Below are 25,488 nucleotides of genomic sequence, written 5' to 3'. Positions count from 1 at the left end.
AATGCTTGCCCTTCTTCGGAAAGCCCGTGTCGTCGATGATCCAGTAGCATTCGGTGCCTTTCTCGCGCAGCAGCGCCGGTTCCACCCAGGCCCGCACACGCTCGAGCAATCGTTCATCCGACCAGTCGGACTTGGCCACGAAGTGATGCAGTGACTGGTGGCGTGCCCGCACGGCATGGGGATCGATTCCGGCAGCCAGCGGTTCGACGCTCTTTCGTGCCAGCGGCAGCATCAGCCCCTGGCAATACCCACGCAGGCCTTCATGCCGGTCCACGTGGCCCAGGGAGTCGCACAGATGATCGAGGTAGGCTTCGAAGCGTTGTTCCATCCGTTCTCTCGTGAATCCAGTCGGCTGTTAAAACGGCGTATTCTCCCCGATTCCTTCTGACACAGTAAGACTAAGCAGGCGGCCGAGAACGGTAAGCGCGGCGGTCGCCCGAAGAAACCGGAAGCAAAGCAGAACGAACCGACGCCCGAGCAAAACGGAAGCGGAAATAACCCAGCAGAAACCCAGCCGGTTTTTTCCGCTAACCCAGAGGAAACCGGATCGAAAGCTAACCAAGAACCAAGAACCAAGAACCAAGAACCAAGAACCAAGAACCAAGAACCAAGAACCAAGAACCAGAAGAGCAAGAGCATGTCGCCGCTGACGCGCCGACCGCTGCTCAGGCTCAGGCTCAGGCTCAGGCCGATGATGCTGGCGAACCTGCCCAGCCGAAAGCGCAGCGTGCCAAGCGCCTGCCTGCTGACTGGACGCTGCCGGCTAAGTGGCTGGCCTGGGCTCTTGCTGATCGCCCTGCGTTCCCCGAGGCTGCGATGGTCCGCGAGGGCGAGAAGTTCGCTGATCACTGGCATGCCGCCTCCGGCAAGAACGCGGCGAAACTGGACTGGCTCGCCACCTGGCGGAACTGGGTTCGCAATGCCCGCCTGCCGCAGAACGTCCGCGCCTTCCCGCAACCCCAGCAATCTCGCTTCACGAACCTGCCGCCGGTGAACGCCGAGGAGATCCGCGCCCGTACCGCCGAGAACGAACGCTTGGGGGTGCGCCGTGCGAATTTCTAACTTCGGCGCTGTGTCGCGTACCAAGATCCGCGCTGATCGCTGCTCTGTCCACGGCGAGTTCGACCGGACGCTGGTCGAGGCCTTCGAGGGTGACAACCGGGTGATCGGCTGCCAGCGCTGCCGCTTCGACGCGATCCACGGCCAGGACAGCGCAGAGCGCACCGAGGCGGTCGAGTCTAAGCGCTGGGAGACCCGGAACGCCGCTCTGTTCGCAACGGGAATTGCCCCGAGGTTCCGCGGCTGCTCGCTGGAGAACTACCGGACGCCGCTGGATGGCCAGAAGCTCGCCCTGGATACCTGCCGCGCCTACGTCGATCAGTTCGAGGAGAGCTTCGCCGCCGGCCGCTGCCTGCTGCTGATGGGCAACTTCGGTACCGGCAAGACCCACCTCGGCTGCTCGATCCTCAAGGCCGTGGTGACCCGCTACGGAGCCACAGCGCTGTACGTCCCGGCCGCCGACATCATCGGCGCGCTCAAGGCCAGCTTCGGCCGTGATGTCGCGAGCAGCGAGCGCGAGATCTTCGCCGAGCTGGCCGGCGTCGACCTGCTGCTGATCGATGAGCTCGGCGCCCAGGGCGGAACGGAGTTCGAACGCCAATCCCTGCACCAGATCATCGACACCCGGTACCGGAACATGCTGCCGACCATCATCACGTCCAACCTGCCGTCGACTGAGCTGGCGGCCTACATCGGCGACCGGGCCCTGGATCGCCTGCGCGAGAACGGCGGGCAGGCCGTGGCATTCGACTGGGATTCCGCCCGCGGGGGTGACCAATGAGCCGCGCCCTGTTCAGCATTGAGGCAGAGCACGGCGTCCTTGGGGCGATGATGCTCGACGCAGAGAAGATCGACCTGATCGCCGCAAAACTGGCGGCCGGCGATTTCTACGAGCCGGACAATGCCGCCCTGTTCGTGGCCATCATGGACTGCCACGCCGACGGCATGCCGGTCGACGCCGTGACCGTTGGCGCCACGCACCAGTTCCTGCCGAGCGGTGACCGGGCACTGGCCTATGCCGGCGATATTGCCAAGAACGTGCCGTCGGCAGCCAACTGGGAGACCTATGCCAACGTCGTGAAGGAGCGTGCCGTGCTTCGCCGGGTGGTTGAGGCGGCCGACTCCATTCGCGAGCTCGTCGGGGAGGACCGCCCCGTGGCCGAGATCATCGCCAGCGCACAGCAGGCGGTTGCCGACCTTCATGACCTGGGCGGCGGCGGGCAGGACTACTGCCACGTCAGCGAGGCGCTGCCGGAGGTTATCGACGAGCTCGACGCCAAGTTCCACCGTCGCGTCGACCGCGGGCACAGCACCGGTCTTCCGGATCTGGACGGCATCATCCAAGGCGCCCGCCCGGGCAGCATGATCGTGATTGCCGGCCTGCCAGGCAGCGGAAAGACGACGCTCGGCCTGCAGATCGCCCAGCACATCGCCACCGGCGGTGCCGGCAAGGGCTTGGTGTTCAGCATGGAGATGTCGAAGAAGGAGCTGATCAACCGCGGCATTGCCTCGCTCGGAAGCGTCCAACTGAGCCGGATCGACGAAGGCCATTCGCTCGAGGATGGGGACTGGACCGGCATCACTGCCGCGGTAGATAAGCTGCAGAACTCCGGCCTGTACCTGTGCGATGCCCCCGGGCTGACCGCCCCGCGTATCCGCAGCATCGCCCGGCACGCGCAGCGCACCCACGGGCTGGACGTGGTGGTGGTCGATTACATCGGCCTGATCGCATCCGAAGGCCGTAGCCAGAACCGCACCGTGGAGCTCGGCCGCATATCCACGGCCATGAAGACCTTGGCCAAGGAGCTGAAATTGCCGGTCATCGTGCTGGCCCAGCTCAACCGCGACTCAACTAAGCGCCCCGGCAAGCGACCCGTTCCGCAGGATCTGCGCGACTCCGGCCAGATCGAGGCCGACGCCGACACAGTAATCCTCGTCCACCGCGATAACGATACCGAGCAAGGCCAGAACGGGGTCACCGAGCTGATCGTGGGCAAGTGCCGGCACGCAAAGGTCGGCTCGTGCCTCGTCCAGCACCAAGGCCAGTTCTCCCGCTTCGTCAGCTTCGCCGGCCAGCGAGAGGTCAGCCAAGAGGATCTTGAGATTGGCCGCGGCAAGTTCGGGAGGGGCTTCTGATGATCCTCCCCGACCAAGAGCAGAAACGCCGCTGGAAGGCCCTGCGCGAGCAGATCAAGCGTTCCCAGTCTGAATCGAGAGAGAACAGGGTGGAGAAGTTCATTGCAGAGGTTGAAGAGGGCTATGCCCTTCGCACCCGTGCCGTGCTGGCGCTGCTGAGCAAGCCGGCCAAGGGCCGCAAGGGGGTGGCGGCATGAGCAACGCCATTACCCTGGTCCAATTCAAGGGCGAGGCGCGGGCGGATAGCCGTCTGCTGGCCAAGCAGTTGGGCAACCAGCACAAGAACTCCATGGACCTGATCGAGCGCTATGCCGCCAAGTTCAAGCGCTTTGGCCATCTTCCGTTTCAAACGGAGGTTGGTAAGCGCGTACAGGGCGGCGGCAAAGCTGAGCGATTCGCCCTGCTGAACGAGGACCAGTGCTATTTCCTGCTGTCGCTGTCGCGGAATACCGACATCGTGGTGGACTTGAAGGCTGACCTGATCGCCGCCTTCCGCGAGGCCCGCGACCACGCCAGAGTGACGGATGCGCAGTACCTGCCGCTCTACCACGCCATGCATGACGAGGTGGCCGCCCTGTCCCAGCGCGCCAGGGAGTGCGGCAGCAACACGCCGGAGCGCATGTTTCACATCAACGCCAATAAGGCGCTGAACGCCGTCATGGGGATTGCCAGCGGCGAGCGCGGCACGCTGACCATCGAGCAGCGGCTGTTGCTGACGACGCTTCAGGCGGTCTACCGGAACCAGCTGCATGCCAGCCTTGAGCATGGCGACGATCACCGCGAGGCTGGGCGCAAAGCGAAGGCGGCGGTACTGGCCTACATGACGAGCGCCGGGGCTCTGCTGCTGGGGGGACGTGCCGCATGACGACTCAGACTTTGCATTTTTGCGGGGGAACCGAGGGAACCCGGCAGCGCCTGGGGAATGAAAAACGCGGGGCCACGGCAGATCGCCGCTCCCGCGCTACTGGCTTAACCTTGACGGGAGCCAGATTCCTGCCGGCTGGCGCCGGTGACAGGCTGGGAATCTACTCCTGCCCCAATGCGGTGGATAACCCGTGCTCGAGCAACAGACTCATGCGCCTTGGCGATGAACTCCGCGTCGTCGCCGGCCTCTTCGATGCAAGCCTCAAGGTAGAGCGCGATGTCCTCCTCGGTTTTGAGATAGTCGACAACGTCCCACCTGGTGAGCCTGATAGTCATGCCGCCCTCCTGGATTTGCCGACCTACTCCGGCGAATGCGTCCTGAGCCAGTCCGCCAGCACGGCATCCATGCGGGTCTGCCAGCCGGGGCCCATGGCGCGGAAGCCCTCCAGCACCTCGGGCGACAACCTGATGGTGGTGGAGACCTTTACCGGCTTTTTCTGCGGTCCACGCTCGCCACGTCGGCGGACGGTCGCTTTCCGCCAGAAGGCATCGACGGCCTCGGGGTCGTTCGGGTCGTACAGCTCGTCGTCAGAGCTGTACGGGATCTTGGCGTCGGCTTCGGCCTCACGCTTCACCCGATCCCAGTCAGTCTTTGAGGTTCGCATAGAGTTTCCTCTCCTGTTTGGAGGCACGGCGCAGCGAGATGGCGCGCACATCGGCGCCCCGCTCCACGTACACCAGCACCAACACCACGCCCATGACTTCGACCATGGCAATGTCCATCAGACGCTCCTCGCCCTGCCTGGGCGATTGCAGCGTGATCTTGTCGGGCGCGTCGTACACCAGTGTGGCATCGGCCAAGTCCAGCCCATGCTTGGCGAGGTTGGTTTGCCGTTTGGCTTCGTCGTAGATGATCATTATTTTAATGTAATAACAATAAAATCGACGGTCAATCCGACGAGGTGGAAAGGGCGGAGTCGCGTTTGCAGAGGCTCAATCCTGAAACCGGGGGTTGCACTGGCCATCGACCGGCACTATTCTGCGCCCGTCACGGTCAATCCCGTGGCCGGGCGTCGCGGCCCGGGAATGAAATTGGCGCAACAGCGCCCCAAGACCATTGCAGGCGCTTTTTTTGTGCCCGCAATGACGCTCTATGGCGGCTGTGCGTGGGAGGGCTTCGGCCCTGCCGGGTTCCAATTTCCCCGGTCCGCGAACCCGCGCACAGCTGCCACCCTAAATCGCGTCGCGGCGATTCGTGGCAGCTCCAAAACCGAAATTGGAGCTATACCCCATGAAGCACGACCCCGCCCTCAATCTGTCCGCACTCCGGCAACGCGCCAGCGCCCACCGCGCCATGGCACTCGCCGCCCTGCACGCCGACTCTTCCCTGTCCGTCCGCCTGCGCCGCTTCAATCGGCACATGGCCATCGCCCGCTCCCTGGAATCGCAGGATGTGGCCCTGTGATCGCCGTTCAACTGATCGACAGCACCGGCCGCATCCTCGGAAACATGCGCTTGCCCGCCGGCGTGCGTCTGGCCGACCTGGAGCAACTGGCGCTCGCCGCCGGCCACCAGCCCCTGCCCGGGCACATTGAGGACCGCACTGCCACCAAGGCCCCGGAAGCCGTGGAGGTGATCCAGTGAGCAAGAGCACTACCCACGCCGCCGTCAACACCGCTGCCGCCGACATCGCCGACGAGGCGCTGGAACTGCTGGAGTCCACCCGCGAGCGGCTCGACATGCTGGCCTCTCTACTGCGCGCCATCTACCGGGCAACTCCGGCCGTGCTCGTCGCCCTGGGCAATAACTCTCGCAGCGGCGCGCTCGACGCCCAGCACCTCGCCGGCCTGGGCGAGCAGTCGGCCGTGGAGTGGTCCGAGTACCTGGAGCAGCAGACCGAGCAGCTGAAAGGCCAGCTCGATGCCGTAGGGGGTGAGGCATGAACGTCCCGAACTGGAATGCCCTGCTGCCGAGCTTCGAGCAAATCGAAGCCATGCCCCCGGAGAAGCTGGCTGCGGCCGACGCTTTCACCGAAAGCAGTGTCAAGACCATCGGCTTCGGCATCGCAGCCATCGGCAGCCTGCTGGCCGGCGCGGCGCTGAACGAAGACCACGGCCTTGACCATGAAGCCATCGCCGACCTCGGCTGGCTGCTGCAAAGCCTGGGTGATCTGTCCGCCAAGCTGACCGATACCGGCTACGGCATCCAAGAACGCCGCCAAGCGATCAAGCGCGAGGACTGACCCATGCGTGATTTTCAACGCTGCCAGCCGGCGGCGACGGGATCGGCTTGCCCGGAGAAAGGCCCGGTCCTGCAACTGACCACGCGCCACCTGGAGCTGATCCGCGCCGCGCAGCAGGCGCTCCACCGCACCACCGACCAGACCGTCACCCGTGCCGAGCGCATCGCCGCGCTGCCGGCCTGGAGCACCGCCGCCGAGCGGCTGGCCGTGGCACTGATCGCCAGCTTAGAGAGCATCGAGGAGGTCCACCCATGACCGTCGTCCCGTTCAAGCGCGGCGGGGGCGAGCCGCCCCGCGAGGCACCGCACATCGACCGCGAAACCCTGGTGGAGCTGCTGCGACTGTTCCTGGACCTGTCCGACTACCTCAAGCGCGAGCCCGACCTGCACAAACGCATCGAGCTGTACGGCATCGCCAACCGGCTGGGCAACACGCTCCAGCCGTTCACCCGTCCCACCCAGCCGCCGAAGGGGGCCGCATGACCGTCATGAACAATCACTGCGACCCGCTGGAGCTGCTGCTGGCGCGGCTGCAAGGCGTCAGGCAGCACGGCGAGCGTTATGTCGCCCGCTGTCCGGCCCACCAAGACCAGTCGCCCTCCCTGAGCCTGTCGCGCGGCCAGGGCGGCCGCGTCCTGCTCCATTGCCACGCCGGCTGCGAGACCCGCGACGTGCTGGCGGCGGTCGGCCTGGAGCTGAAAGACCTGTTCCCCGACAACCTGAGCCGGGAGCAGCGCCAGCAGTACCGTCGCGAGCAACTGGAGAAGGAGCGCCACTTCGAGCGTCTGGTGATCGAGGCCGGCAACGGCTCGCTGGCCAAAGGTGCGGATCTGTCCGACGAGGACGTCGCCCGGATGGCGCTGGCGCAGGAACGGATCGAGCGGCTCGACCGGCAACTCGCCGAACCGGCCGAGCCCGAGCCGCCCAGGGTGGAACCGGAGCGCCCCTGCTGGGGCGTCTATGAGGGCTGGGTACGGAACGAGAAGGGCGCCAGGCTCAAGCCGGGCGTTTACTGGCACGGCTACCGGCGCACCAAGGAGGACGAGGAGGCGGAGCTGAGCGAGGACAGCGAGCGCCCCCTGCGCGACGACTGGATCGCCACGCCGGTGTTCGTCGTGGCCCGCACCCTCAACAGCGACGACGGCACGGAGGGCCGCCTGCTGCGCCTGGTGACGCATGGCGGGGACAAGGAGTGGGCCATGCCCATGGAGACGCTGGGCGGCAGCGGCGAGGAAATCAGGCGCGCCCTGTTCGCCATGGGGGCGGTGATCGCCCCACGCCAGCGCGGCCGCTTCATGGAGTACCTGCTCGACCAGCAGCCGCGCCAGACTCTGGCCACCACCAGCCGGCCGGGCTGGCATGCGTCGGGCGTCTTCGTCCTGCCCCACCGCACTATCGGCGGCGAGGGGGTGCGCTTCCAGTCGTCCGGGCGTGCGCCGGACCTGTTCCGAGTGCGTGGCGAGCTGGCGCAGTGGCAGGCCCTGGTGGGCGCCCGTTGCGTGGGCAATCCGGTGCTGACCCTGGCCGTGGGCTGCGCGCTGGCCGGACCGCTGCTGAACCTGGTCAAGGTGAACGGCGGAGGGGTCCACCTGGTGGGCGACAGCTCCAAGGGCAAGTCGCTGGCGCAACTGGTCGGCGCGTCGGTGTGGGGCGATCCGGGGCCGGCGGGCTTCGGCGCCTCCTGGTGCATGACCAAGAACGGCCTGGAGATCGAGGCGGCCTCGCGCAACGACACCCTGCTGTCGCTGGACGAGATCAAGCGCGCCAACCCCAAGGACATTCAGGAGATGGCCTACTCGCTGGCCAACGGTTGCGGCAAGGGCACCATGAACCGCGAGCGGGAAGGGCGCGCCAAGCTCAGTTGGACCCTCCTCACCCTCTCCAGCGGCGAGCGCTCGCTCTCCGAGCATGCCGCGCTGTCGGGCGATCCGGCCCACGCTGGCGCCGAGCTGCGCATGGTGGACGTGAACGCCGGCACCCGGACGCACGGCGCCTTCGACGACTGCCACGGCCTGGACGGAGCGGGCTTTCACCGGCTCATGACCGGCGCCGTGGGGGAGCACTACGGGCACCTTGGACCGGTCTTCGTCGAGAAGCTGACTGCCGGCAACGACCGTGACGGGCTGCTCGAGGCCTTCGCCAAGGTGCGCGCCGAGTTCCAGTCGGACAGCGCGCAGGCCGGGCGGGTGGCGGATCGCTTCGCCGTCGTCGCCCTGGCCGGCGAGATGGCCATCGCCTACGGCCTGTTGCCCTGGCCGGTGGGCACCAGCCTGGCCGACAGCCTGTTGCTCTATCGCGAGTGGCTGGAGCGGGTGGGCAGCGGCAGCGCGGAGGACCGGCAGATTCTGGCCAGCCTCGCCCGCTTCATCGAGCGCCATGGCGACAGCCGATTCTCCGACGTGCATGCCGGCGAGACGGACAACCGCGTCACCAATCGGGCCGGCTATTGGGAGGACGAGCCGAACCGCCGGCTGTTCCTGTTCAACACGTCCGGCTTGCAGGAAGCCGCCCACGGGTTCGGGCTGGCGCGGATCGTCACGGCGCTGGATACGGCAGGCGCCATCGTCAAGCGGGATATCGAGAAGGACCGCACGCGCAACACCAAGAAGTACCGGCTACCCGGAGGCGGCTCCCCGAAAGGGCTGTATGTCATCGACCCCGACCGACTGGAGATGGCAGGCACCGACGACAACAAACACACAGGAACCTAGAAATCCGGGGAACGTGGGGAACAGGGGAACAAGATGGCTAAAGCCCAGCAATGACGCGGCTTTCGTCTGTTCCCCAAGAGAGAGAGGGATGGGGAACGGGGGAACACACCACATTGTGAGAAGAGGCGAGCTTTCCATTCCCGAGCCGCTTCGTCCTGGTGCTTGTTCCTGTTCCCCGGCTCTCAGGGCGGGGAACGTGTTCCCTGACCCTTGGGGAACGCTGTAACCCGCGTGGCACTAGGTCTACAGCGTTTTGTTCCCCAGTTCCCCAGGATTTTTCGCTTTTAGAGAAACATTTGATGAGTAACGCAAGAGAGGCCCAATGACCCTACTGGCGGAACTGTTCGAACTGCTGGAAAGCGAGCCGGAAAAATCGGGTATCTGCAACGAAATGACCGGCAAACCCATCGCTTCGGCGAACGCGGTGAAGGTCGCTGCGCTGGCGCCGGCCATCAACGACCACCAGACCGCCCCGGAGCCGCTACGGGCCACGGCAGAGGAGCCAGCAGTACCCATCCCAACACCAGCAGCGGAGCGCCCGGCAGAGGCCCGCCGCAACGCCTGGACGATCACCCGGGGCGGCAAGCCGATCTGCACCATGGTCGGCGAGCTGTCCACCCGTACCGAAGCCTTGGCCGAAGCGCGCTGGCGCTGGCCGGATGCCGACATTCTGGAGAGCTGATCCATGACCACGACCACGAAACAGCGGGTTTCAGAGCAGCAGCGCCGGCAGGTGCTCGAGCTGCGCCGCCGGTTATCGCTGCGCGAGGTGGCCACCGCCACCGGCCTGCCGCTGGGCACGGTGAAGACCCTGGTTTCACGTTCCGGCGCCTTCCGCGACAACGAACAGCACCGCGCCCTGTTCAGCCTGCCGCCGATCCGCGAGAGCGCCGAGACGCTGCCGGCCGTGCCGGAGCTGCCGCCGCAGGAAGTCGTCACCGGCGACAAGGAAGTGGATGCGGTGCTGTGGCTGCGCAGCGTGATCGGCACCGGCCAGGCCGCGCTGATCGAGCGGGCCATGGAGGCCGCCAAGAAGATCGAGACGCCGCTCGCCGTGCTGGAGAGGCGCTATCGGGACCACCTGGCCGCGGCCCACCCGGGCAACCTGTTCGCCGCGCTGTCCTCCTTCGGCTTCGCCGACCTGGAAGGGCTGGCGGCTGGCGCCATCGAGCGGGAGCGGCGGCGCGTGGAGGCGGTAGCGCGCTTCGACAACGTGCTGGCCGATACCGAGGCCGAAGCGTTCTGCATCCAAGCGCTGCGCGGCCTGAAGCGTGGCGGAATGCTTGGCGACTACGACAAGGACAAGGCGGCCCAGCGCTTCCAGGCTCATCCCGAGCTGCTGCCGCATACCATGGGCGACTGCCTGCACGAACTGGACTACTGGCGCCAGCTCTACTGGCTGCGCAATGCCGTCGACCGGGATTGCAGCGAAGGCCCACCCCAAGCGTATGCCCGCGAGCGGTTCGTGTTCGGCCTGCTGGCCGAGATGCGTCCCCGAAACCGAGACGAGGCCAAGGCCGTGCTGCGCTACCTGATCGAGCACCAGCAGATCGATGGCGCCGATGGTGACGCCATCCTGGAAAACCTGATCGGCTGAACCCCGCACACCGCCCCGGATTTTTTTCCGACCCTGATCGAAGCCGGCGCCATGCCGGTTTCGCCCACACCCCGACATCTGGAACCGCCCCGATGAAAGAACCCCGCACCCGTACCCGCATCCTCGCCGACATCGCCGGCAATCCCGACTCCACCCCTCGCGCCCGGCTGATCGCCACTCGGCGCCTCTGCCGGCTGTTCGTCCGGGAGCGCGAGGCCATCCACGACGAGCGCCGGGCCCTGCGCCGTGAGGCCGGGAAGCTGCGCGCCTTCCTGCCGTTCACCGCCACCCGCGTGGCCGAGCTGGAGCGGCAGGCCGACGAGCACATGGCCACCGAGCTGGACATCCTGCGCCATGCACTGACGGGCCTCGGCCGCACCCTGCTGCACGACAGCGAGCAACTGGACGAGTCGATTGGCTTCGAGAGGCTGTGCGACCTGCTGAACATCAACCCGGCTCACCGGGAAATGGCCTGTCGCGCTGGACACACGACCATCAGCGACCTGATATTCGTCGCCGGCCTGGAGGACAGCGCCGACCGTCACGACCCCGACTGGAAAGACGGGCCGCTGTTCAGCGCCTGCCATGCGGCCATGATGGAGTTCATCAAGGAAACCCCCAGGCACCTGCTGCCCGATCCATTCGCCCCGGGGGCGCCATTCGGGCCGAAGCTGGCGCCCAAGCTGCGGGTGGTCGGCAAGTAGCTCTCCCGCCGGTTGTCAGGGCTCAATGCCTTGGTGGTCGGCACCGGCGAAACTACCTGTTTCAGTCGAGACTGCCGGAACTGGTAGTTTCGACAATATTACTTGGCCAAGCGCACTCTTACATGACGTTCTTGAACTGCTGTGGCACCCAAAGATCATTTCGGATTTTGCCGTAGGACTCTATCCACTCCATTAGTTTGTCATACGTCTTCACCGATAAGTGGGTAACCACATCGACGCACTCCAAACCGGCAGGCCCAAGTTTCCTAGCGGTCGTTACCATCATGGCAAAAGTAAACCCCTTCCCCTTAGCACTTTCGACTGAATACGTTCCCAGCAGAGCACGGACTTCAGGCGGACCAAGCGTTTTTTCTACCTTTCGGCGCTTGCATTCAACGATCACTAGCACAATGCCGCCATTATCGGGATATGCCGCGATGATATCCTTGCCACCATCGTTTGACCGTGGCGTTAAAAACACATCAAACCCATTGTCATTTAGAAGCTCAGCGGTCAACTCTTCGAAGGCAAAAGGATCTATCGTTTCCAGCTGGCGACGTCGACTCGCATCGTCTGCTTTTAATATTGCATTGATATGGTCTGCCGCTTTTTCTCGAACGATAGAGTCGTAACGCCGTACCGTGCTGCGTGTCTCGGCAAGCAACTCTGGAGAGAAATTACCCTCTAGAATCTTTCGCTTTTCCTTAGGGTCAACTATTTCAAACCCAAACACACCACTTCCTATGGCTAAGTGTGGCTCGCCATTTATAAATTGTTCATCAATCCATAGCGGGTTATTAAGGGAGATCCCATTATGATACTTTTGGCTTAGTTCTGCCCAATAGATTTCTGGAACATGCAAGCCAAACTGCCCGCTCAAAATATTCTCCCGCACACTAAATTTGTACTTTGTAGTGCGCTCGATTTTTGATGTTAGACAACCCTTGAGCGAACACTCTTCGTCATACATTTGCTCTGACGCAGCGGCAGCCAATTCGCGACTGTCATATCGAAGAATACGTTCCATTTGTGTGCCTGGCTATTTATTGAGCACTATACGCCCGATAACACTTCTACATCCTTGTTTCGTTTAGTTCACCTACTCTGAAGGACATGTCAGCCATGGCCTATCGACTTGTGCCGATTGATTATTGAATGTAGACGCTCATGCGCGAAATGCCACACGCTGCCCCCAGTACGCGATGCTACCGCCAGCAAGGCCGCACAGCTCGCCCAAGCCCTCAGCGGAGCGCCGCCCAACGCCCGGCAACTGCTGGCACAGATGAAGGACTGGCCCACTCGCCAAGGATGGCGACAAGCACTCTCCTGGGGGTGAGCAGCACCAGACCAGCACCGGGCCGAGCATCGCCAGGGCAGTGACAGGCCCCCCCCTTCATGGGTCCCTCCTGGGCGTTTTCGCATCGAGGGCATTGCGCGCCGCGATTCATCCCCGGCTATGAGGTTCAAAAAGTTGTCCGCACCATGCCAAGAGTTCATCGCCATCCGCGAGCTCACCAAGCGCTAAGGCTGCGACGAGAAGCAGATTCGCTGCGCCCTTGAAAAGGGGCTTCTATTCAGGAATGACGCGGGTTTGCTGGATACCTCACAGGTTGGCAACGGGTGGCGAAAAACGAACCGGCGCGGGCGTGAAAAGGAAGCTCAGCAGGGTGCGGACAATGGTGCGGACATTTCGGAAAGTGTCCGCACGGATGTCCGCAGTGAAAGTTTCCGCACCGACGAAAGCCCTGCGCCGGTCGCTGAGCGCATCGCACTGGTTCGCGGCATCGGTTCGCACCTGGCATCGAGGTCCAGCCCTGGCGGCTTTGATGTCGGAAAATCCGGCATCACCTAGCAGCAACCGTGGGCCTGATGGCGCAGGCCAAATACCCCAAATCAGGGGGAATTACCGGGATTTCGGCATTACCAGATCCGGTCTTTCTACATACCCGGAAAGCCGGGAATGATCGCCGGCCAATCCGGGGCGGGCATCTGGTTTGCCGCTGTCCGATCTGTTGCGCAAGCCCTGCCGAGTTGACTGAACAGCATCGCCAAGGCCGCACCTGGCACTGGGCCGAGCACTGCCAGCAGCGTGTCACGCGCTGTCATGATCGGTCACGCACAGTCACCGGCCCAACCTGAGCCGTCACATCGACGGCCCAGCCTGCCTGGGCAGTGGTCAGCACCAGACAGGCACTGGGCCAGGCATCGCCAAGGCGGTGCTCGGCACTGGCTTGTAACGTTACTTCACCGTTACACGACCGTTTCTCCACCATTGCGCGCCAGAGTGCAGATCCCTGCTGGCCGGGCCACACTCGGCGCTCCCACGTTCAGCGTTCATTGAACGTCTGCTGAGCATTCGCTCAACCGATGCCTGTCACCTTCGCCCGCGAGCTGCTGCCGTCCTCTGTTGCATTGGCCCCAGTCACATAGCGTCGCCCGCACCTGGACACGGTGGGGGGGTGAAATGCGCAGAGTCATTCTTTGTTCGACTGCCGAGATGGTTACGCTAGAAGGGGTGACCAAGCAGGCAAAGGTGTGGGCAGAAGAACGCGAGCTTAGCTGGGCAGCTGTCTGGACGCGGCGCAACCGGGGAGAGACGTGGGCCGATGCGCTGAATCCTGAGCCGCGTGAAGACGCAGTGCAGAGGGCTCGAAAGAACACCTGTATATGCGCGGCTTCAACGCTGGTGACGCTCGACGGAGAAACCAAGGAGGCCCCCGAGTGGGCCGCCGAGCGGGGCTTGAAGTGGCAGACGGTGAAGATGCGCCGGATGCGAGGTGCTGGCTGGGCGGAGGCGTTGTGCCCGCAGTTGCGCGGCCGTAGGTGGATGGACAGCTTCACGATGGCGAACGGGTAGTTTCTTCTCCGACTGGCGTTCCAGTGATTGCGTGCTTTGCGGGGGTCACATCTGCTGAAAGCTCCAACACCACACCGGAACGCCATCCATGATCGCACCAGAATACGACGCCGCCGGCGGTACTGCCGGCGATATCCCTCGAGCCAGATCCCGCCAGACTGAAATGGGCAAGCCCGCCCCCCTCACGAGCTATCCAGGCGCGGGCACAGCGGTAGCTGGCTCGCCAGCAGGCTTGGGGGTCGGCGGATTGACCTCCCAGAACATCCAGAGCGCTACCCGCCGGGCTGCCGGGCTTCCTGACCGCCCAGCTGCTGGCGCTCCGCTACCTGGCATCTCTGTCCCGCTCGGCGTTAAAGCTGGCGGAGCGGTACCAAGGCAGCTTTCCGCCCCGGACGGTTCTCCCATGCAGCCGCCTGGCCAGCGCAGCGCAATCGATGTGCCGTCGCAACCGGGGGGCTGGGGCTTCACCGGGATAGGCAAGGGCGCCCAGGGCGGCGAGATTGTCGCGCGCGGCGTCGGCGGCATTGCCGAGTTCTCCAACGCACCCGGCAACCAGCAGGCCGCGCAGGGGCGCTTTAGCACGCAGCAGCTTGGCATCGGCCCAACCTCTCGTCTTGCTTCGATGTCGGCGCCGGACGGTGCGCGCGTGCTGGCATCGGGGAGCAACGATCCGAACGCCTTGCCGCGTGGATCGCTGGCCAACATCGGCGACGGCTTCGGCTCTTTCTCCCAGGGACAGGACGGCGATAGCCGCCTCGCTCTCGACCGCTTCGAGCGCGCCAATGCCGAGCGGGCAGGAATGGTTAAAGCGAACAGGGGCGGCATCGGTGATACCGGCAACTTCACCGTCGTGGCCGACAGCACCCGCGGGAGCCTGGAAGACCGCGACATGGAGGCCCGCCGCCGGCTCAAGTACGGCACCGACGTGGCCATGGAGCGCAACCGGCTGGAGGGGCAGCAGCTGCGCCAGAGCGGTATCAACTCCTACCTGGATCGCCAGCTGCGCGCTCGGGAGTTGGCGAATGTCGAGGCTGACAGCGCCCTGGAGCGTCAGGTCAAGCGACAGACCGTCGATAGCGGTATCCCTGCCCTGGAGCGGCAGGCTGCCCGCCTCGATCTACAGAACAAGGTCAACGCCGGAGCGCTGCTGACCAAGCTGCAAGACCCGAACCTTCCCCAAGCGGAGCGCACCGCTATCGAGCGGCAGTACCTGCTGGCGCGAGACCCTGGTGCCTATGCGAAGGCACAGGCTGCCGCCGGTCCGAATACCAAGCTGACCGAGCAGCAGAGCAAGGATCTTGTCTATTACAGCCGTGGCAACGAGGCCAATGCGCAGCTGGCTCAGCAGGGGGATGCCCTGACCGCGCGATCCTCCGGTGAGCGAGGTGCCGTGCGCGGCGTGGTGGACACCATGATTCGCGGGGCGCCTTGGGTCGGGGATTCGTCTGTTGCCAACACCCTTGTCTCTACCGAGCGGCAGCAGGCCGAACAGTCTGGCCGCGAGCTGCTGGCCAGCATCCTGCGCAAGGACACCGGCGCAGCCATCACCGATCAGGAAATGGCGATCTACGGCCGGATGTACCTGCCCCAGCCGGGCGACAGCGAAGAGGTTCTGAATCAGAAGGCCGAGGCGAGAACGCGCGCCCTGGAGTCGATCCGTAACGGCATGGGCAGTGCTCAGCAGCTTGCGGCTCCTGTAGCCGATGGACGCCGCCAGTCCGACGAGAGCGCCCCGGCGGCGGCTACCGCACCGGTGCGTGTCGCGTCTCGGGCTGACGTGGAGGCCTTGCCCTCCGGGTCGCTCTTCACTGGACCCGATGGCGTTGTGCGGAGGAAGCCGTGATGGCCGAGGATCAACACAGCTGGCTCAATGATTACCCGGAAGCCGAAGAGGCCGGCAGTCCCCAAGAATGACGGCGACACCTGGAAGGAGCGCTACGACAAGAACGTCGCCGGCGAGCGCGCGCTCAATCAGGTCGCACGCGAGCAGCATCCGGTTGTCAGCGGGGCGGGCGGTGCGGTCGGCGGGCTGCTCCCGGCGCTGGCCACTGGCGGGACCAGCGCCTTGCCGAGCGCCGGCGGAGCACTGACCCGCGCAGCCAGCCAACTGCCGAAGCCGACCGTCGCGCAGTCCGTTGCCGAAGGCGCGTTGCAAGGCGCGGCCTATGGCGGCCTGTACGGGGCCGGGTCCGCCGAGGGCAACCCGCTGGAGCGCATGCCGGGGGCGGCCGATGGCGCATTGATCGGTGGAGCCGTGGGCGGGGCCGTGCCGGCCGTGGTCGGTGGCGCCAAGGGCGCCTACAGCGCAGCCACCTCGCCCGAGCGCTCCGCCCTGCATCAGGTAGACCGGGCGATCCAGCGCGACGGTATGACCGGCCAGCAGTTCGCGCAGAAGGCCGAGGATCTGCAGCAGCGCTACCCTGGCTCTGCCATGCCAGCCGATGCCGGCGGCGAGAACGTGCAGGGTCTGCTCGAGCGAGTGGCGCAGACGCCTGGTGCTGGCCGCACACAGGTCATTCCCGCGCTGACCGAACGCCAGCAAGGACAGGGGCAACGCCTCGGCGACACGTTGGAGGACGTGACCTTTGGTACCGCCCAGCCGGGAGCCGTTTCAAGCTCGACCGGGATGGCGCCCTCCGTAGGCCCGCCGCTGTCCTGGACACGCAATGAGCGCGACACCGTGCGCAACGCAGCCGATGGGATCGGCAAAGCATCGGGCAGCGAGCGACGCCATTCGTTCAGAGCCATCGAGGAAACGATGAAGCAGCGGGCAAGGGAAGCCGGGCCACTGTACGAGCAGGCCTATCGCGAGCCGGTGCCGTGGACAAAGGAACTGGAAGACCTGTTCAAACGCCCGATCATGCAGGAGGCGTACAAGGGCGCCGAGCGCCGCGCCGCCAATGAGGGCCGCGACTTCTACGGCAAGTTCATCGACCTCAAGGACGATGGGACCTTCACCGTGGCCAGCGTGCCATCCACCGGGGATCTGGACTTCGTGAAGAAGTACCTCGACTCCAAGGTGGGCACCCTGGAGAAGTCCGGCGACCTTGACGAGGCCCGTGTCATCAAGGGCATTCGCACCAAACTCATTGGCCTGATGGACGACGCCAGCCCGACCTATCGCCAGGCCAGAGCCTCGTGGGCTGGGCACTCCCAGTACATCGAAGCCATAAACAAGGGCAAGACCATCATGAATGGCAACGTGAGTGCCGAAGAGCTGGCAGACGAGTTGTCGAAGATGAACCCGTCAGAGCTGGAGGCTTATCGGATCGGCGCCGTATCGAGCATCATCAACAATATGCGAGAGAAGAAGGCCAGGCTCCCGGACCTGTTGCGGGATCTGCGAAGCCCGGCGATGCGCGCCAAGGTCGACGCCATGCTACCGGACGACGCCGCCCGGCAACGATGGGACGACACGATCAACTTCGAGGAAGGCGTCTTGACCTCCACCCGCCGCTCGCTCGGCAACAGTGCGACGGCTCGCAGGATGGCCGAAATGGATGGCGCGGAAGGCATCTTCGGAGACCTGGCGGTCAGCGCCTTCACCGGAACGCCTGTCGGCGGCCTGTTCGCGCAGGTCGTGCGGCGCGCCGGAAAGAACGTGCGTGACACTCTCGGCTCAAAGTCCGACGCCGCCATCGCCGACGTGCTGACCAAGCAGGGCGGGCTCGATGCCCTGCGTGGGGCCGTACGGCAGCAGGCCCCGAGCGTTGGTCCCATGGCCACCACCGCGGGGCAAGCCCTGGCCATCGGATCGGCCCAGCAGGGTACCGAGCGCGCCCCCGGCCCGAAGACGGTGCCGGGCATTCTGCCGGCTGTTCGTGAGCGCCTGGCCGCCGGCGAGCAGTTGGATGCCAAGGCGCTGGCACGCGAGATGGGAGTTATCCCGGCAGTCGCTCAGCGCGCTATTCGGAAGGCGCAGGAGGAACGGCAGGCAAGGTGACGCGGCTACGCCGCAGGAAACACCGTTAACGCCGATGGAAACACCCCCCACGCGGGAGGAAACACCGTTTCCATCGGTGGAAACACCCCAAGGCGCGCACGGTGGTTCTGGACCAGTTGTGGCGTCAGTAGTGTAATGTTGGGACTTGAGCCTTATTCTGGTGGTATAGCTTCCTCTTCAATAGACTCGAACCGCATGTGGACTTCATGCGAGAAGCTGGTGAGCTCTCTAGACGAAAAATCACGTTCAGTATGCAATTGCTGCCCGAACCTGGCGATTTCTTCTTCCGACCGGATGTCGGGGACGTAAGGCAGTTTGGACTGGAGGGCTACCCCAGCGCCAAAGTCCAGCCAAGTAGGCACGAAGGTCATCAGGGCATAGCTTCCAAAGGCAATCCAGAAGAGGCAGTGTGGGAACGTGTTGGTGTTCCGAAAATAGAGCCTGTAGACGCACGAGGTATATCTTGTCCCTGGTGTCAGAGTCTCGATTACGACGGTCGGGCTAATGCTGAGCTCGCGAGTAGAGAGCGGGTTCAGCCATTCGAGAGTGGGCTTGAAGAGGGGAAGATACCTGTCATTGGCGACCGAGGCGGCAATTTTACAGAGTGCCTTGTAAGCCATGTAGGGTACAAACGGCTTCCTCTGCATAACCCAGGAAACGTGATTATCGTGATGCCTGAACGCTACGTCGTCGTTCAGGACGACGGTCATATGGTTTGTGTGGCGATCAAACTGAAGGGCATCGATTTTTTCGTCACAGTGCTTAGGGGTTTTCCTAGCCTTGTTCGTGACCCCAGTCAGAGTCCTGAAGGGGTGTGTGTACTTCTCCAGGTGCGGTTCGATCGTGTTGCCAAAGTACTCGTTACAGCTATCGCATTCCGAGTTGAGGATGAGTTGATGGTTTCCGAGAAACTCAGGAATAGCATGGGCCTTCTTTTTGAAGTCCACGGATTCACGGCTACGGCCGCAGAAGCGGCAGATGAATCGTTCCCCGATGTAGCGCTTATGTCCTGCGCCGGCTATCCCCGACTCGATTAGCTGGAATTCTCCGAGCCGTATTCCGTCAACGCTCATCGCGATCCCTCAGTACAGTTCCTGGCGCGATGGTAGCCTCCCTGTAGGGATTGAGCGAGAAAACGCTATAACTGAACACTCAGGGCTCCTCATGTCTCTTCATGTGCGATGTTGCCAAATGAAGAAGTCCCTGATGCTGGTGGTTGCTCTTTCCCTGGCCTGCGGTGAAGCCGGCAGCCAGCCTCAAAGCTTGTCTGCTTTTGGCCGTTCTCTGCCTGTTGAGATAGCCAGAAAGCGTACCGGGTGGGGGATATTGTTTCCGCCGATGGACGCACCTTAAGGGGTGTGAGCGCACGAGTCACCAGTGGTAACCGGAAAGTCACCACTCCTACGCGCGCAGAAAGGCCGGAATTGCGGCCTTTGCCCGACCACCGAGAAAATCCCCCGCTTTGGGGGTATTTCGGGAGGTGGCCCCATCGCCGGTATCCAGACGCTGGTATCCATCGAGGTATCCACGGGCAAGCAGGTTTGCAGCCCTGGTTACCAGCGGCGGTTAACAGCCAAATGCCCGTTTTCCGTGACGCTGATCGGGAAGGGGCGATCCGCTCACGCAGGCCGGTACGCACCCGGTACGCACGATTGGTTCGCATGGTTGGTTCGCACTCCGAGGCGCGCACTGCGAAGCGGGATTTCTCGCCCTGGTGCTGCCCTGAGTGGCGAGAGCGCCACACTGTGGCCGGGCCGCCACCGTGTCGAAATCAACACACTGTGCCGGGAATGGCACTCTGCGCCGAAACAGACCAACAGGTCCGATTCGGACCAGCAGAGCCGAGACAGATCGATCAGTCTCACTGAGACCAAAACGTCTCACTGAGCACGCCTCATTCCCCCATATGGGGAGGATGATCCAGAACTGGATCATGCTCGGATGCTCAAACCGCCGCCGTGGCGGTTTCGGACATCGGCCCAAAACTCGGCTGATCTACCGACCAGTGCGCGCGAGGAGCTGACCGCTTCGTCCGAAATTCGCACGAAGCCCGGCAGGCCCCGCGTGCGCGTGGTGATCGCCCTAAAACGCGGGAGATGTTCGCCGCGCCGGCTGCTGATGGATGATCGCCTGGAAGGATACCCCGATCTGAGGCCTCCTGCCGAGCAGGTGGCCGACTGCTTGCCCGACTTCTCGCAGCAGTACGCACGCGCACGCGAGGCGGCCACCGGCAAGGCACACTATGCCGACCAGACCACCAGAGAGGGCACGACCCATGGCCGCCATTCAACGCAACTACCTGGACGACTACGACCGCCAGCGCCAGCCGGTGCCGTTCCCGCCTGAGCTGGCGCTGCTGATCGTCAGGAAGGCCGCAGCGATGGCGGAGAAGTTCGAGGAGCGCGCCCTGGACGAAATGACCCGAGCAGCCCACCGCCGACTGCGCGACGGCCTGTCGCCAGATGAAGTCGCCCGCCAGTTGGGGTTGAGGCTGCCGGCCTGATCCACCCATCGGCGTAATACCTGCCGACCACCACCCCGAGGACGGAGAGTGACGACGATCACCAGCGCCAGCATGGCGTCATCCCAGCAGGCAGGAAGGGGGGTACTTTCGGTTTTAGGTATATGTTTAGGTATACGAAAGCAATTTGAAAGCTGTCAATTCAAGTAATTATGCGGCTTTAGCGTAGTGTATTCGAGTCCCATCCAAGCACCATATACGTTCCTCCGCTTACTACCGAGTTCCCCCGAGTGAGACGGAAACCCCAGAGAAACCGGCCCTTGTAGCGGTTTTTCGTCCCTGAACTCTCTTCCTTTTATCTGGATTACCCGCGCTTTCAGGGGCGTTTAGGGATACGCCGGTTCGCTTTTGAAGCGTATCCCTATGGCACGCACTGTTACCCCTCTGATCGACTCGAAATGCGAGGCTGCCAAGCTTGGCCCAGTTCTCAGTCGATCCCACCGAGCACTTCGCCCACGGCGTCGAACAGGAGGTTGAGTTCCGCGCTGGAGCTGGTGAAGGTCGGTCCGAACTGCAGGGTGTCGCCGCCGAAGCGCACGTAGAAGCCCTTTTGCCAGAGGCGCATGGCCGCTTCGAAGGGGCGCACCGTGGTGTCGCCGTTGCGGGGGGCGAGCTGCAGGGCGCCGGCCAGGCCGCAGTTGCGGATGTCGAGGAGGTGTCGCGTACCGCGCAGGTCGTGCAGGGCGTTCTCGAAGTGCGGGGCGAGTTCCGCTGCCCGCTGCACCAGGCTTTCTCGCTCCAGCAGCTCCAGCGCGGCGAGGGCGGCGGCGCAGGCGACCGGGTGGGCGGAGTAGGTGTAGCCGTGGGCGAACTCGACCGCGTGCTCGGGCAGCGCCTGCTGCATGAACGTGTCGTAGATCTCGCCGGTCGCCACCACTGCGCCCATGGGAATGGCACCGTTGGTGAGCTGCTTGGCGAGGTTCAGAATGTCCGGCACCACGCCGAAGCGCTCGGCGCCGAACAGCGCGCCGGTGCGGCCGAAGCCGGTGATGACTTCGTCGAAGATCAGCAGGATTTCGTGGCGGTCGCAGAGCTCGCGCAGCCGTTGCAGGTAGCCCGTGGGGGGGGCCAGGACGCCGGCCGAGCCGGACATCGGCTCGACGATCACCGCGGCGATGTTCGAGGCGTCGTGCAGCTCGATCAGCTTGAGCAGTTCGTCGGCCAACGCTGGGCCCCCGTGCTGCGGCTGGCCGCGGCTGAAGGCGTTTTCTGCGAGCAGGGTGTGCGGCAGGTGGTCGACGTCCATCAGCGGGCCGAAGGCCTTGCGGTTGCCGCCGAGGCCGCCGAGGGCGGTGCCGGCGACGTTCACCCCGTGGTAGCCGCGAGCGCGGCCGATCAGTTTGGTCTTGCTGGCCTTGCCCTTCAGGCGCCAGTAAGCGCGGGCCATCTTCACCGCGGTGTCGGCGCATTCCGAGCCGGAGTCGGTGAAGAACACGTGGTCGAGGCCGGCCGGGGTCAGGCTGGCGATCTTTTCCGCCAGACGGAAGGACAGCGGGTGGCCGAACTGGAAGCCTGGGGAATAGTCGAGGATGCCGAGCTGGCGCGTCACGGCTTCGGCAATCTCCCGGCGGCCGTGACCGGCGCCGCAGCACCAGAGGCCGGAGAGGCTGTCGAAGATCTGCCGCCCGGTGTCGTCGGTCAGGTAGTTGCCCTGCGCCGCGACGACCAGCCGGGGATCGCGCTGGAAGTTGCGGTTGGCAGTGAAGGGCATCCAGTGGGCGCGCAGGTCGAGCTCGGCGGCCAGGGGGGAGCGGATTTCCAGTGACTGGTTCATGGGGCCTCGCAGGCAGGGAGCGGGTCTGATCCGAGTCTAACGTCGGGCGATCGCCAGGCCGAGCAAGCGCGATAGCGCCAGGGTGAAATACATCACGCCGATGAGTTCCTCGGACATCACCTCGGGGGCGGGGCATGGGTCCGAACGGACTGCCCGGCGCCGGACGGTTGGGCAGCGCTGTTGCTGCCGGAGGCGGCGTCGGCGTCGCGGTCAGGATCGCTCCAACGGTTTTATCTGTTCCTGCGCGGCGTTGCCTGTTCTTCCGTCGCTTGCGAAGTGCTGTCTGGCGCGCGATCATCGGGTAGATTCTCAGTCCCTCGAACCTTCGGCCCGTCTCCCGTCCCCATGGACTCTGCGCGTAACCACCGCTCGCTGATCGCCTGGATGCTGTATTTCAGCGTCCTGTTGGGCTCGTTGCACTGCAGCATCGGCCATGGGCTGTCGGCCGGGTTCTCGCTGGCCGGGGTGGGCGGTCTGTTCTGTTCTGCGATGGGGCATGCCGGACCGACGCTGGATGGCGACCTTGGCGATCCTGCTCCGGACGGTACCCCGGCTTTCGTCAGCTGCCCGCTCTGCAGCGTCCTCGCCCTCGTCGACCTGGCCCTGCTGTTCGTCTTGGGCACCTGGCTGCGCCCGCCGCGCCAGTGGTGCCGCCGCCTGGCGCCGTGTGGCAAGGCGCCGCCCCGCCAGCACTGGCCGCCGGCCAACCCCCGCGCCCCCTGATTCCTGTGCGACGTCGCCGCCGTTCCTCTTCGGGCTAGCCCGAATCGGGAGCATGCGCGCCGACCTTTCCCGAGACTTCGGTGTGGTTCCGGCCACGGCCGGGCCATGCCCGACATGGAACGAAGAAGAACTTCAGGAGAACGGGATGCGCCCTTCATCCATTCTGAGCCTGCTGGCGCTGAGCGCCGGCCTGGCAACCCCTGTCCTGGCCGAACAGATCGAGCTGGACAGCATGACCATCGACGGCCGCCGTGCGTCGGACCCGACCGCGCCGACCCTGGCCGAGAAGCGCGCCGAGTTCGCGCGGATTCCCGGCGGCGCCACGCTGGTCGACGGGGAAACCTACAAGACCGGCCGCAGCAGCACCCTGCAGGACGCCCTGGGGATGGCCACCGGGGTGTTCGTCCAGCCGCGCTTCGGTTCCGAGGAGTCGCGCCTGTCGATCCGCGGCTCCGGCCTGCAGCGCACCTTCCACGGCCGCGGCCTGCTGTTGATGCAGGACGGCGCGCCGGTCAACCTGGCCGATGGCAGTTTCGACTTCCAGGTCATCGAGCCGCTGGCCACCGACCACATCGAGGTACTGCGCGGCGCCAACGCCTGGCACTACGGGACGGCGACCCTCGGCGGGGCGGTCAACTTCGTCGCGCCCACCGGCAAGAGCGCACCGCCGGTGGACCTGCGCTACGAGGGCGGCAGCTTCGACTATCACCGGCTGTTCATGGCGGTAGCTGAGGATTTCGGCGATTGGGATGCCTACCTGAGCCTGAGCGACTCCTCCCAAGATGGCTTTCGCGACCATGCCAAGCAGGACAACCAGCGCTATTTCGCCAACCTCGGCGGGCGGCTCACGGAGCGCCTGTCCACCCGCTTCTACCTGACCCACGTGGAAACCGACTCCGAACTGCCGGGCAACCTCACCAAGGCGCAGATGCAGGACGACGATGAACAGGCCGCAGTGGGCAACCTGCGCAACGACCAGCGCCGCGACTTCACCCTCGACCGGATCGGCAACCGCACCGTCTGGGAGCTGGACGGCGGCCATAGCCTGGAACTGGCGAGCTTCTACAGCGAGAAGGATCTCTGGCACCCGATCTATCAGGTGCTTGACGTGGACAGCGAGGACTACGGTCTGCGCCTCACTCACAAGTGGGAGCGCCAGGGCTGGCGTTGGACCGGCGGCATCGAGGCCAGCCACGGGCGCAACCATGACGTGCGTCACCAGAACGTCGGCGGTCACGCCGGGCGCAAGCTCAACGAGCTGCGCCAGACCGCGCGCAACCTGAATGCCTTCGCCGAGCTGGAGATCCCGCTGGCCGAGCGCTGGGCGCTGATCGGCGGGCTGGCCTGGCTGCACCAGGAGCGCGAGGTCGACGACCGCTTCAAATGCAGCGCCTCGGTCACCAGCCGTTGCGTGTTCCAGGACGAATCCTTCGAGGCGACCTACGTCGGCCGCCTCGCGCGCCTTGGGGTGCGCCACGACTTGGCCGAGGGCGTGCAGCTATTCGCCAACTTCAGCCAGAGCTACGAGCCACCGACCTTCAGCGAGCTGACCGGCGGCCAGATCGTGAGCAAGAACGACGCGCAGCGGGCCAGGGCCTGGGAGGCCGGCCTGCGCTACAACCGTGACGGCGTGGACCTCGACCTGGCGGTCTACCGCAGCGAGATCCGCGACGAGCTGCTGGCGCTCAACGACGCCAACGGCGATCCGCTGGGCACGGTCAACGCCGACCGCACCCTGCACCAGGGCGTCGAACTGGGCGGCGCCTGGTCGGTCGGCACCTTCGTGTTGCGTGGGCAGTACCTGTTCAACGACTTCCGCTTCGACGACGACGAGGTTTACGGCGATAACCGCCTGGCCGGCATGCCGCGCCACTTCGTCAAGGGCGAACTGCTCTGGCAGCGCGCCGGCTGGTACGCCGGGCCGACCTTCGAGTGGGTGCCGACCCACTATGCGGTGGACCATGCGGAAACCTTGTACGCCGACCGCTACGCCCTCTGGGGCCTGAAGGCCGGCTACCGGCCGGGGCAGGGGCTGGGTTTCTTCATCGAGGGGCGCAACCTCTCCGACCGCCGCTATGCCGCCACCACCGGGGTGATCGCCGATGCCCGCGACCAGGACAGCGCCCAGTTCCTGCCCGGCGACGGCCGTAGTGTTTACGCGGGGTTGGAGTGGCGGCTTTGAGCGTGGCCCTGCTTCGCCTGCTCATTGCTGGGGGGCGCAATTCGCGGCTGGATAGGCGTGCGGAGGCACGTCTACGAGGCTGACGGGCCGGGCCCCCGCAGGAGGGCCCGGCCCGTTCGATGGCTCGACGAACCATCAACCTGCATGCGCCTGTTCATGTTTCGGCCGGACATGCG

The 25,488-nt window shown here is 64.7% G+C and carries 30 protein-coding genes; 23 read left to right on the top strand and 7 right to left on the bottom strand.

What is annotated here, in order from left to right; genetic code table 11:
• A partial coding sequence (locus tag BMY22_RS15385) for a transposase (RefSeq protein ID WP_143068507.1) occupies positions 1-328 on the bottom strand: 328 nt, incomplete at its 3' end.
• Positions 329-816: 488 nt separating this feature from the next.
• Between BMY22_RS15385 and BMY22_RS15375 the strand changes: the two genes are divergently transcribed.
• From BMY22_RS15375 to BMY22_RS15355, 5 genes are read left to right on the top strand one after another with little or no spacing between them, the layout of a single operon-like run.
• A complete protein-coding gene (locus BMY22_RS15375; protein WP_090623572.1) occupies positions 817-1,062 on the top strand; it encodes a hypothetical protein in 246 nt (81 codons plus the stop codon).
• Positions 1,049-1,840: an ATP-binding protein gene (locus BMY22_RS15370; protein WP_143068506.1), complete on the top strand. Its 792-nt coding sequence runs from the start codon at positions 1,049-1,051 to the stop codon at positions 1,838-1,840. The genes BMY22_RS15375 and BMY22_RS15370 overlap by 14 nt, the downstream gene beginning before the upstream one ends.
• Positions 1,837-3,195 (top strand): replicative DNA helicase, encoded by a 1,359-nt coding sequence (locus tag BMY22_RS15365; protein WP_090623568.1) that lies wholly within the window; start codon positions 1,837-1,839, stop codon positions 3,193-3,195. Before BMY22_RS15370 ends, BMY22_RS15365 begins: the two co-directional genes overlap by 4 nt.
• Positions 3,195-3,392, top strand: a complete 198-nt coding sequence (locus BMY22_RS15360) for a hypothetical protein (RefSeq protein WP_090623566.1) — start codon at positions 3,195-3,197, stop codon at positions 3,390-3,392. Before BMY22_RS15365 ends, BMY22_RS15360 begins: the two co-directional genes overlap by 1 nt.
• Positions 3,389-4,060: a Rha family transcriptional regulator gene (locus BMY22_RS15355; RefSeq protein ID WP_090623564.1), complete on the top strand. Its 672-nt coding sequence runs from the start codon at positions 3,389-3,391 to the stop codon at positions 4,058-4,060. Before BMY22_RS15360 ends, BMY22_RS15355 begins: the two co-directional genes overlap by 4 nt.
• Positions 4,061-4,164: 104 nt before the next feature.
• Here BMY22_RS15355 and BMY22_RS24675 read toward each other — a convergent pair whose 3' ends face one another.
• From BMY22_RS24675 to BMY22_RS15340, 3 genes are read right to left on the bottom strand one after another with little or no spacing between them, the layout of a single operon-like run.
• Positions 4,165-4,395 (bottom strand): helix-turn-helix domain-containing transcriptional regulator, encoded by a 231-nt coding sequence (locus BMY22_RS24675; RefSeq protein ID WP_208599298.1) that lies wholly within the window; start codon positions 4,393-4,395, stop codon positions 4,165-4,167.
• 23 nt (positions 4,396-4,418) lie between these two features.
• Complete coding sequence (locus tag BMY22_RS15345) at positions 4,419-4,724, bottom strand: BrnA antitoxin family protein (RefSeq protein ID WP_090623563.1); 306 nt, start codon at positions 4,722-4,724, stop codon at positions 4,419-4,421.
• A complete protein-coding gene (locus tag BMY22_RS15340) occupies positions 4,705-4,977 on the bottom strand; it encodes a BrnT family toxin (RefSeq protein ID WP_090623562.1) in 273 nt (90 codons plus the stop codon). Before BMY22_RS15340 ends, BMY22_RS15345 begins: the two co-directional genes overlap by 20 nt.
• A gap of 373 nt (positions 4,978-5,350) precedes the next feature.
• On the opposite strand from BMY22_RS15340, the gene BMY22_RS24415 reads away from it, so the two are divergent.
• The 10 genes from BMY22_RS24415 (at position 5,351) to BMY22_RS15295 (ending at position 11,312) form a co-directional block, all read left to right on the top strand.
• Positions 5,351-5,524 carry a hypothetical protein gene (locus tag BMY22_RS24415; RefSeq protein ID WP_167363748.1) on the top strand — a complete coding sequence of 58 codons (174 nt, stop codon included), beginning with the start codon at positions 5,351-5,353 and terminating at the stop codon, positions 5,522-5,524.
• Positions 5,521-5,703, top strand: coding sequence for a hypothetical protein (locus BMY22_RS15335; RefSeq protein WP_090623559.1), 183 nt, complete (start codon positions 5,521-5,523; stop codon positions 5,701-5,703). Before BMY22_RS24415 ends, BMY22_RS15335 begins: the two co-directional genes overlap by 4 nt.
• Positions 5,700-6,002 carry a hypothetical protein gene (locus BMY22_RS15330; protein ID WP_090623558.1) on the top strand — a complete coding sequence of 101 codons (303 nt, stop codon included), beginning with the start codon at positions 5,700-5,702 and terminating at the stop codon, positions 6,000-6,002. The genes BMY22_RS15335 and BMY22_RS15330 overlap by 4 nt, the downstream gene beginning before the upstream one ends.
• Positions 5,999-6,301 carry a hypothetical protein gene (locus BMY22_RS15325; protein ID WP_090623555.1) on the top strand — a complete coding sequence of 101 codons (303 nt, stop codon included), beginning with the start codon at positions 5,999-6,001 and terminating at the stop codon, positions 6,299-6,301. Before BMY22_RS15330 ends, BMY22_RS15325 begins: the two co-directional genes overlap by 4 nt.
• Before the next feature lie 3 nt (positions 6,302-6,304).
• Positions 6,305-6,556: a hypothetical protein gene (locus BMY22_RS15320; protein WP_090623553.1), complete on the top strand. Its 252-nt coding sequence runs from the start codon at positions 6,305-6,307 to the stop codon at positions 6,554-6,556.
• Entirely contained in the window at positions 6,553-6,783 is a 231-nt protein-coding gene (locus BMY22_RS15315) for a hypothetical protein (RefSeq protein ID WP_090623550.1), read from the top strand. Before BMY22_RS15320 ends, BMY22_RS15315 begins: the two co-directional genes overlap by 4 nt.
• A complete protein-coding gene (locus BMY22_RS15310; protein WP_244158882.1) occupies positions 6,780-9,011 on the top strand; it encodes a DUF927 domain-containing protein in 2,232 nt (743 codons plus the stop codon). The genes BMY22_RS15315 and BMY22_RS15310 overlap by 4 nt, the downstream gene beginning before the upstream one ends.
• Positions 9,012-9,333: 322 nt before the next feature.
• Positions 9,334-9,693: a hypothetical protein gene (locus BMY22_RS15305; protein ID WP_090623549.1), complete on the top strand. Its 360-nt coding sequence runs from the start codon at positions 9,334-9,336 to the stop codon at positions 9,691-9,693.
• A 3-nt stretch (positions 9,694-9,696) separates the two neighbouring features.
• Positions 9,697-10,608: a hypothetical protein gene (locus tag BMY22_RS24930; RefSeq protein ID WP_090623547.1), complete on the top strand. Its 912-nt coding sequence runs from the start codon at positions 9,697-9,699 to the stop codon at positions 10,606-10,608.
• A 92-nt stretch (positions 10,609-10,700) separates the two neighbouring features.
• A complete protein-coding gene (locus BMY22_RS15295) occupies positions 10,701-11,312 on the top strand; it encodes a hypothetical protein (RefSeq protein WP_090623544.1) in 612 nt (203 codons plus the stop codon).
• A 118-nt stretch (positions 11,313-11,430) separates the two neighbouring features.
• Here BMY22_RS15295 and BMY22_RS15290 read toward each other — a convergent pair whose 3' ends face one another.
• A complete protein-coding gene (locus BMY22_RS15290) occupies positions 11,431-12,339 on the bottom strand; it encodes a restriction endonuclease (RefSeq protein WP_090623543.1) in 909 nt (302 codons plus the stop codon).
• A 564-nt stretch (positions 12,340-12,903) separates the two neighbouring features.
• Between BMY22_RS15290 and BMY22_RS23850 the strand changes: the two genes are divergently transcribed.
• The 4 genes from BMY22_RS23850 (at position 12,904) to BMY22_RS15275 (ending at position 18,112) form a co-directional block, all read left to right on the top strand.
• Positions 12,904-13,164, top strand: coding sequence for a hypothetical protein (locus tag BMY22_RS23850; protein WP_143068505.1), 261 nt, complete (start codon positions 12,904-12,906; stop codon positions 13,162-13,164).
• Positions 13,165-13,776: 612 nt separating this feature from the next.
• Entirely contained in the window at positions 13,777-14,169 is a 393-nt protein-coding gene (locus tag BMY22_RS24925) for a hypothetical protein (RefSeq protein ID WP_244158881.1), read from the top strand.
• A 403-nt stretch (positions 14,170-14,572) separates the two neighbouring features.
• On the top strand, positions 14,573-16,012 hold the full coding sequence (locus tag BMY22_RS15280; RefSeq protein WP_090623541.1) for a hypothetical protein: 1,440 nt from the start codon (positions 14,573-14,575) through the stop codon (positions 16,010-16,012).
• 27 nt (positions 16,013-16,039) lie between these two features.
• Positions 16,040-18,112 carry a hypothetical protein gene (locus BMY22_RS15275; RefSeq protein WP_090623540.1) on the top strand — a complete coding sequence of 691 codons (2,073 nt, stop codon included), beginning with the start codon at positions 16,040-16,042 and terminating at the stop codon, positions 18,110-18,112.
• Positions 18,113-18,264: 152 nt separating this feature from the next.
• Here BMY22_RS15275 and BMY22_RS15270 read toward each other — a convergent pair whose 3' ends face one another.
• Entirely contained in the window at positions 18,265-19,185 is a 921-nt protein-coding gene (locus tag BMY22_RS15270; RefSeq protein ID WP_090623539.1) for an HNH endonuclease, read from the bottom strand.
• Between the two features lie 118 nt (positions 19,186-19,303).
• Between BMY22_RS15270 and BMY22_RS24410 the strand changes: the two genes are divergently transcribed.
• Positions 19,304-19,465 carry a hypothetical protein gene (locus tag BMY22_RS24410; protein WP_167363747.1) on the top strand — a complete coding sequence of 54 codons (162 nt, stop codon included), beginning with the start codon at positions 19,304-19,306 and terminating at the stop codon, positions 19,463-19,465.
• Positions 19,466-20,387: 922 nt separating this feature from the next.
• A complete protein-coding gene (locus BMY22_RS15265; RefSeq protein WP_090623537.1) occupies positions 20,388-20,615 on the top strand; it encodes a hypothetical protein in 228 nt (75 codons plus the stop codon).
• 445 nt (positions 20,616-21,060) lie between these two features.
• On the opposite strand, the gene aptA is transcribed toward BMY22_RS15265, so the two are convergent.
• Complete coding sequence (gene aptA / locus BMY22_RS15260; protein ID WP_090623535.1) at positions 21,061-22,407, bottom strand: omega-aminotransferase AptA; 1,347 nt, start codon at positions 22,405-22,407, stop codon at positions 21,061-21,063.
• Between the two features lie 345 nt (positions 22,408-22,752).
• On the opposite strand from aptA, the gene BMY22_RS15255 reads away from it, so the two are divergent.
• Both BMY22_RS15255 and BMY22_RS15250 read left to right on the top strand, forming a co-directional pair.
• Positions 22,753-23,130, top strand: a complete 378-nt coding sequence (locus BMY22_RS15255; protein WP_090623532.1) for a DUF2946 family protein — start codon at positions 22,753-22,755, stop codon at positions 23,128-23,130.
• Positions 23,131-23,275: 145 nt separating this feature from the next.
• Complete coding sequence (locus tag BMY22_RS15250) at positions 23,276-25,312, top strand: TonB-dependent receptor family protein (protein WP_090623530.1); 2,037 nt, start codon at positions 23,276-23,278, stop codon at positions 25,310-25,312.
• Positions 25,313-25,488: the final 176 nt, after the last annotated feature.

The organism is Azotobacter beijerinckii, from assembly GCF_900110885.1.
Taxonomy (GTDB): domain Bacteria; phylum Pseudomonadota; class Gammaproteobacteria; order Pseudomonadales; family Pseudomonadaceae; genus Azotobacter; species Azotobacter beijerinckii.
The sequence above is the reverse complement of the archived record's forward strand: the minus strand, read 5'-3'. Positions and strand labels throughout refer to the sequence as shown.

What these genes read in the sequence shown, in the direction of transcription:
- BMY22_RS15265 (WP_090623537.1), top strand. Translation starts at nt 20,388, where the DNA reads ATGGCCGCCATTCAACGCAACTACCTGGACGACTACGACCGCCAGCGC.
- BMY22_RS15290 (WP_090623543.1), bottom strand. Translation starts at nt 12,339, where the DNA reads ATGGAACGTATTCTTCGATATGACAGTCGCGAATTGGCTGCCGCTGCG.
- BMY22_RS24925 (WP_244158881.1), top strand. Translation starts at nt 13,777, where the DNA reads ATGCGCAGAGTCATTCTTTGTTCGACTGCCGAGATGGTTACGCTAGAA.
- BMY22_RS24415 (WP_167363748.1), top strand. Translation starts at nt 5,351, where the DNA reads ATGAAGCACGACCCCGCCCTCAATCTGTCCGCACTCCGGCAACGCGCC.
- BMY22_RS15280 (WP_090623541.1), top strand. Translation starts at nt 14,573, where the DNA reads ATGCAGCCGCCTGGCCAGCGCAGCGCAATCGATGTGCCGTCGCAACCG.
- BMY22_RS15340 (WP_090623562.1), bottom strand. Translation starts at nt 4,977, where the DNA reads ATGATCATCTACGACGAAGCCAAACGGCAAACCAACCTCGCCAAGCAT.
- BMY22_RS15345 (WP_090623563.1), bottom strand. Translation starts at nt 4,724, where the DNA reads ATGCGAACCTCAAAGACTGACTGGGATCGGGTGAAGCGTGAGGCCGAA.
- BMY22_RS15310 (WP_244158882.1), top strand. Translation starts at nt 6,780, where the DNA reads ATGACCGTCATGAACAATCACTGCGACCCGCTGGAGCTGCTGCTGGCG.
- BMY22_RS15325 (WP_090623555.1), top strand. Translation starts at nt 5,999, where the DNA reads ATGAACGTCCCGAACTGGAATGCCCTGCTGCCGAGCTTCGAGCAAATC.
- BMY22_RS15295 (WP_090623544.1), top strand. Translation starts at nt 10,701, where the DNA reads ATGAAAGAACCCCGCACCCGTACCCGCATCCTCGCCGACATCGCCGGC.
- BMY22_RS15355 (WP_090623564.1), top strand. Translation starts at nt 3,389, where the DNA reads ATGAGCAACGCCATTACCCTGGTCCAATTCAAGGGCGAGGCGCGGGCG.
- BMY22_RS15255 (WP_090623532.1), top strand. Translation starts at nt 22,753, where the DNA reads ATGGACTCTGCGCGTAACCACCGCTCGCTGATCGCCTGGATGCTGTAT.
- aptA (WP_090623535.1), bottom strand. Translation starts at nt 22,407, where the DNA reads ATGAACCAGTCACTGGAAATCCGCTCCCCCCTGGCCGCCGAGCTCGAC.
- BMY22_RS24675 (WP_208599298.1), bottom strand. Translation starts at nt 4,395, where the DNA reads ATGACTATCAGGCTCACCAGGTGGGACGTTGTCGACTATCTCAAAACC.
- BMY22_RS24930 (WP_090623547.1), top strand. Translation starts at nt 9,697, where the DNA reads ATGACCACGACCACGAAACAGCGGGTTTCAGAGCAGCAGCGCCGGCAG.
- BMY22_RS15375 (WP_090623572.1), top strand. Translation starts at nt 817, where the DNA reads ATGGTCCGCGAGGGCGAGAAGTTCGCTGATCACTGGCATGCCGCCTCC.
- BMY22_RS15360 (WP_090623566.1), top strand. Translation starts at nt 3,195, where the DNA reads ATGATCCTCCCCGACCAAGAGCAGAAACGCCGCTGGAAGGCCCTGCGC.
- BMY22_RS15305 (WP_090623549.1), top strand. Translation starts at nt 9,334, where the DNA reads ATGACCCTACTGGCGGAACTGTTCGAACTGCTGGAAAGCGAGCCGGAA.
- BMY22_RS15365 (WP_090623568.1), top strand. Translation starts at nt 1,837, where the DNA reads ATGAGCCGCGCCCTGTTCAGCATTGAGGCAGAGCACGGCGTCCTTGGG.
- BMY22_RS15315 (WP_090623550.1), top strand. Translation starts at nt 6,553, where the DNA reads ATGACCGTCGTCCCGTTCAAGCGCGGCGGGGGCGAGCCGCCCCGCGAG.
- BMY22_RS15320 (WP_090623553.1), top strand. Translation starts at nt 6,305, where the DNA reads ATGCGTGATTTTCAACGCTGCCAGCCGGCGGCGACGGGATCGGCTTGC.
- BMY22_RS15250 (WP_090623530.1), top strand. Translation starts at nt 23,276, where the DNA reads ATGCGCCCTTCATCCATTCTGAGCCTGCTGGCGCTGAGCGCCGGCCTG.
- BMY22_RS24410 (WP_167363747.1), top strand. Translation starts at nt 19,304, where the DNA reads ATGAAGAAGTCCCTGATGCTGGTGGTTGCTCTTTCCCTGGCCTGCGGT.
- BMY22_RS15270 (WP_090623539.1), bottom strand. Translation starts at nt 19,185, where the DNA reads ATGAGCGTTGACGGAATACGGCTCGGAGAATTCCAGCTAATCGAGTCG.
- BMY22_RS15275 (WP_090623540.1), top strand. Translation starts at nt 16,040, where the DNA reads ATGATTACCCGGAAGCCGAAGAGGCCGGCAGTCCCCAAGAATGACGGC.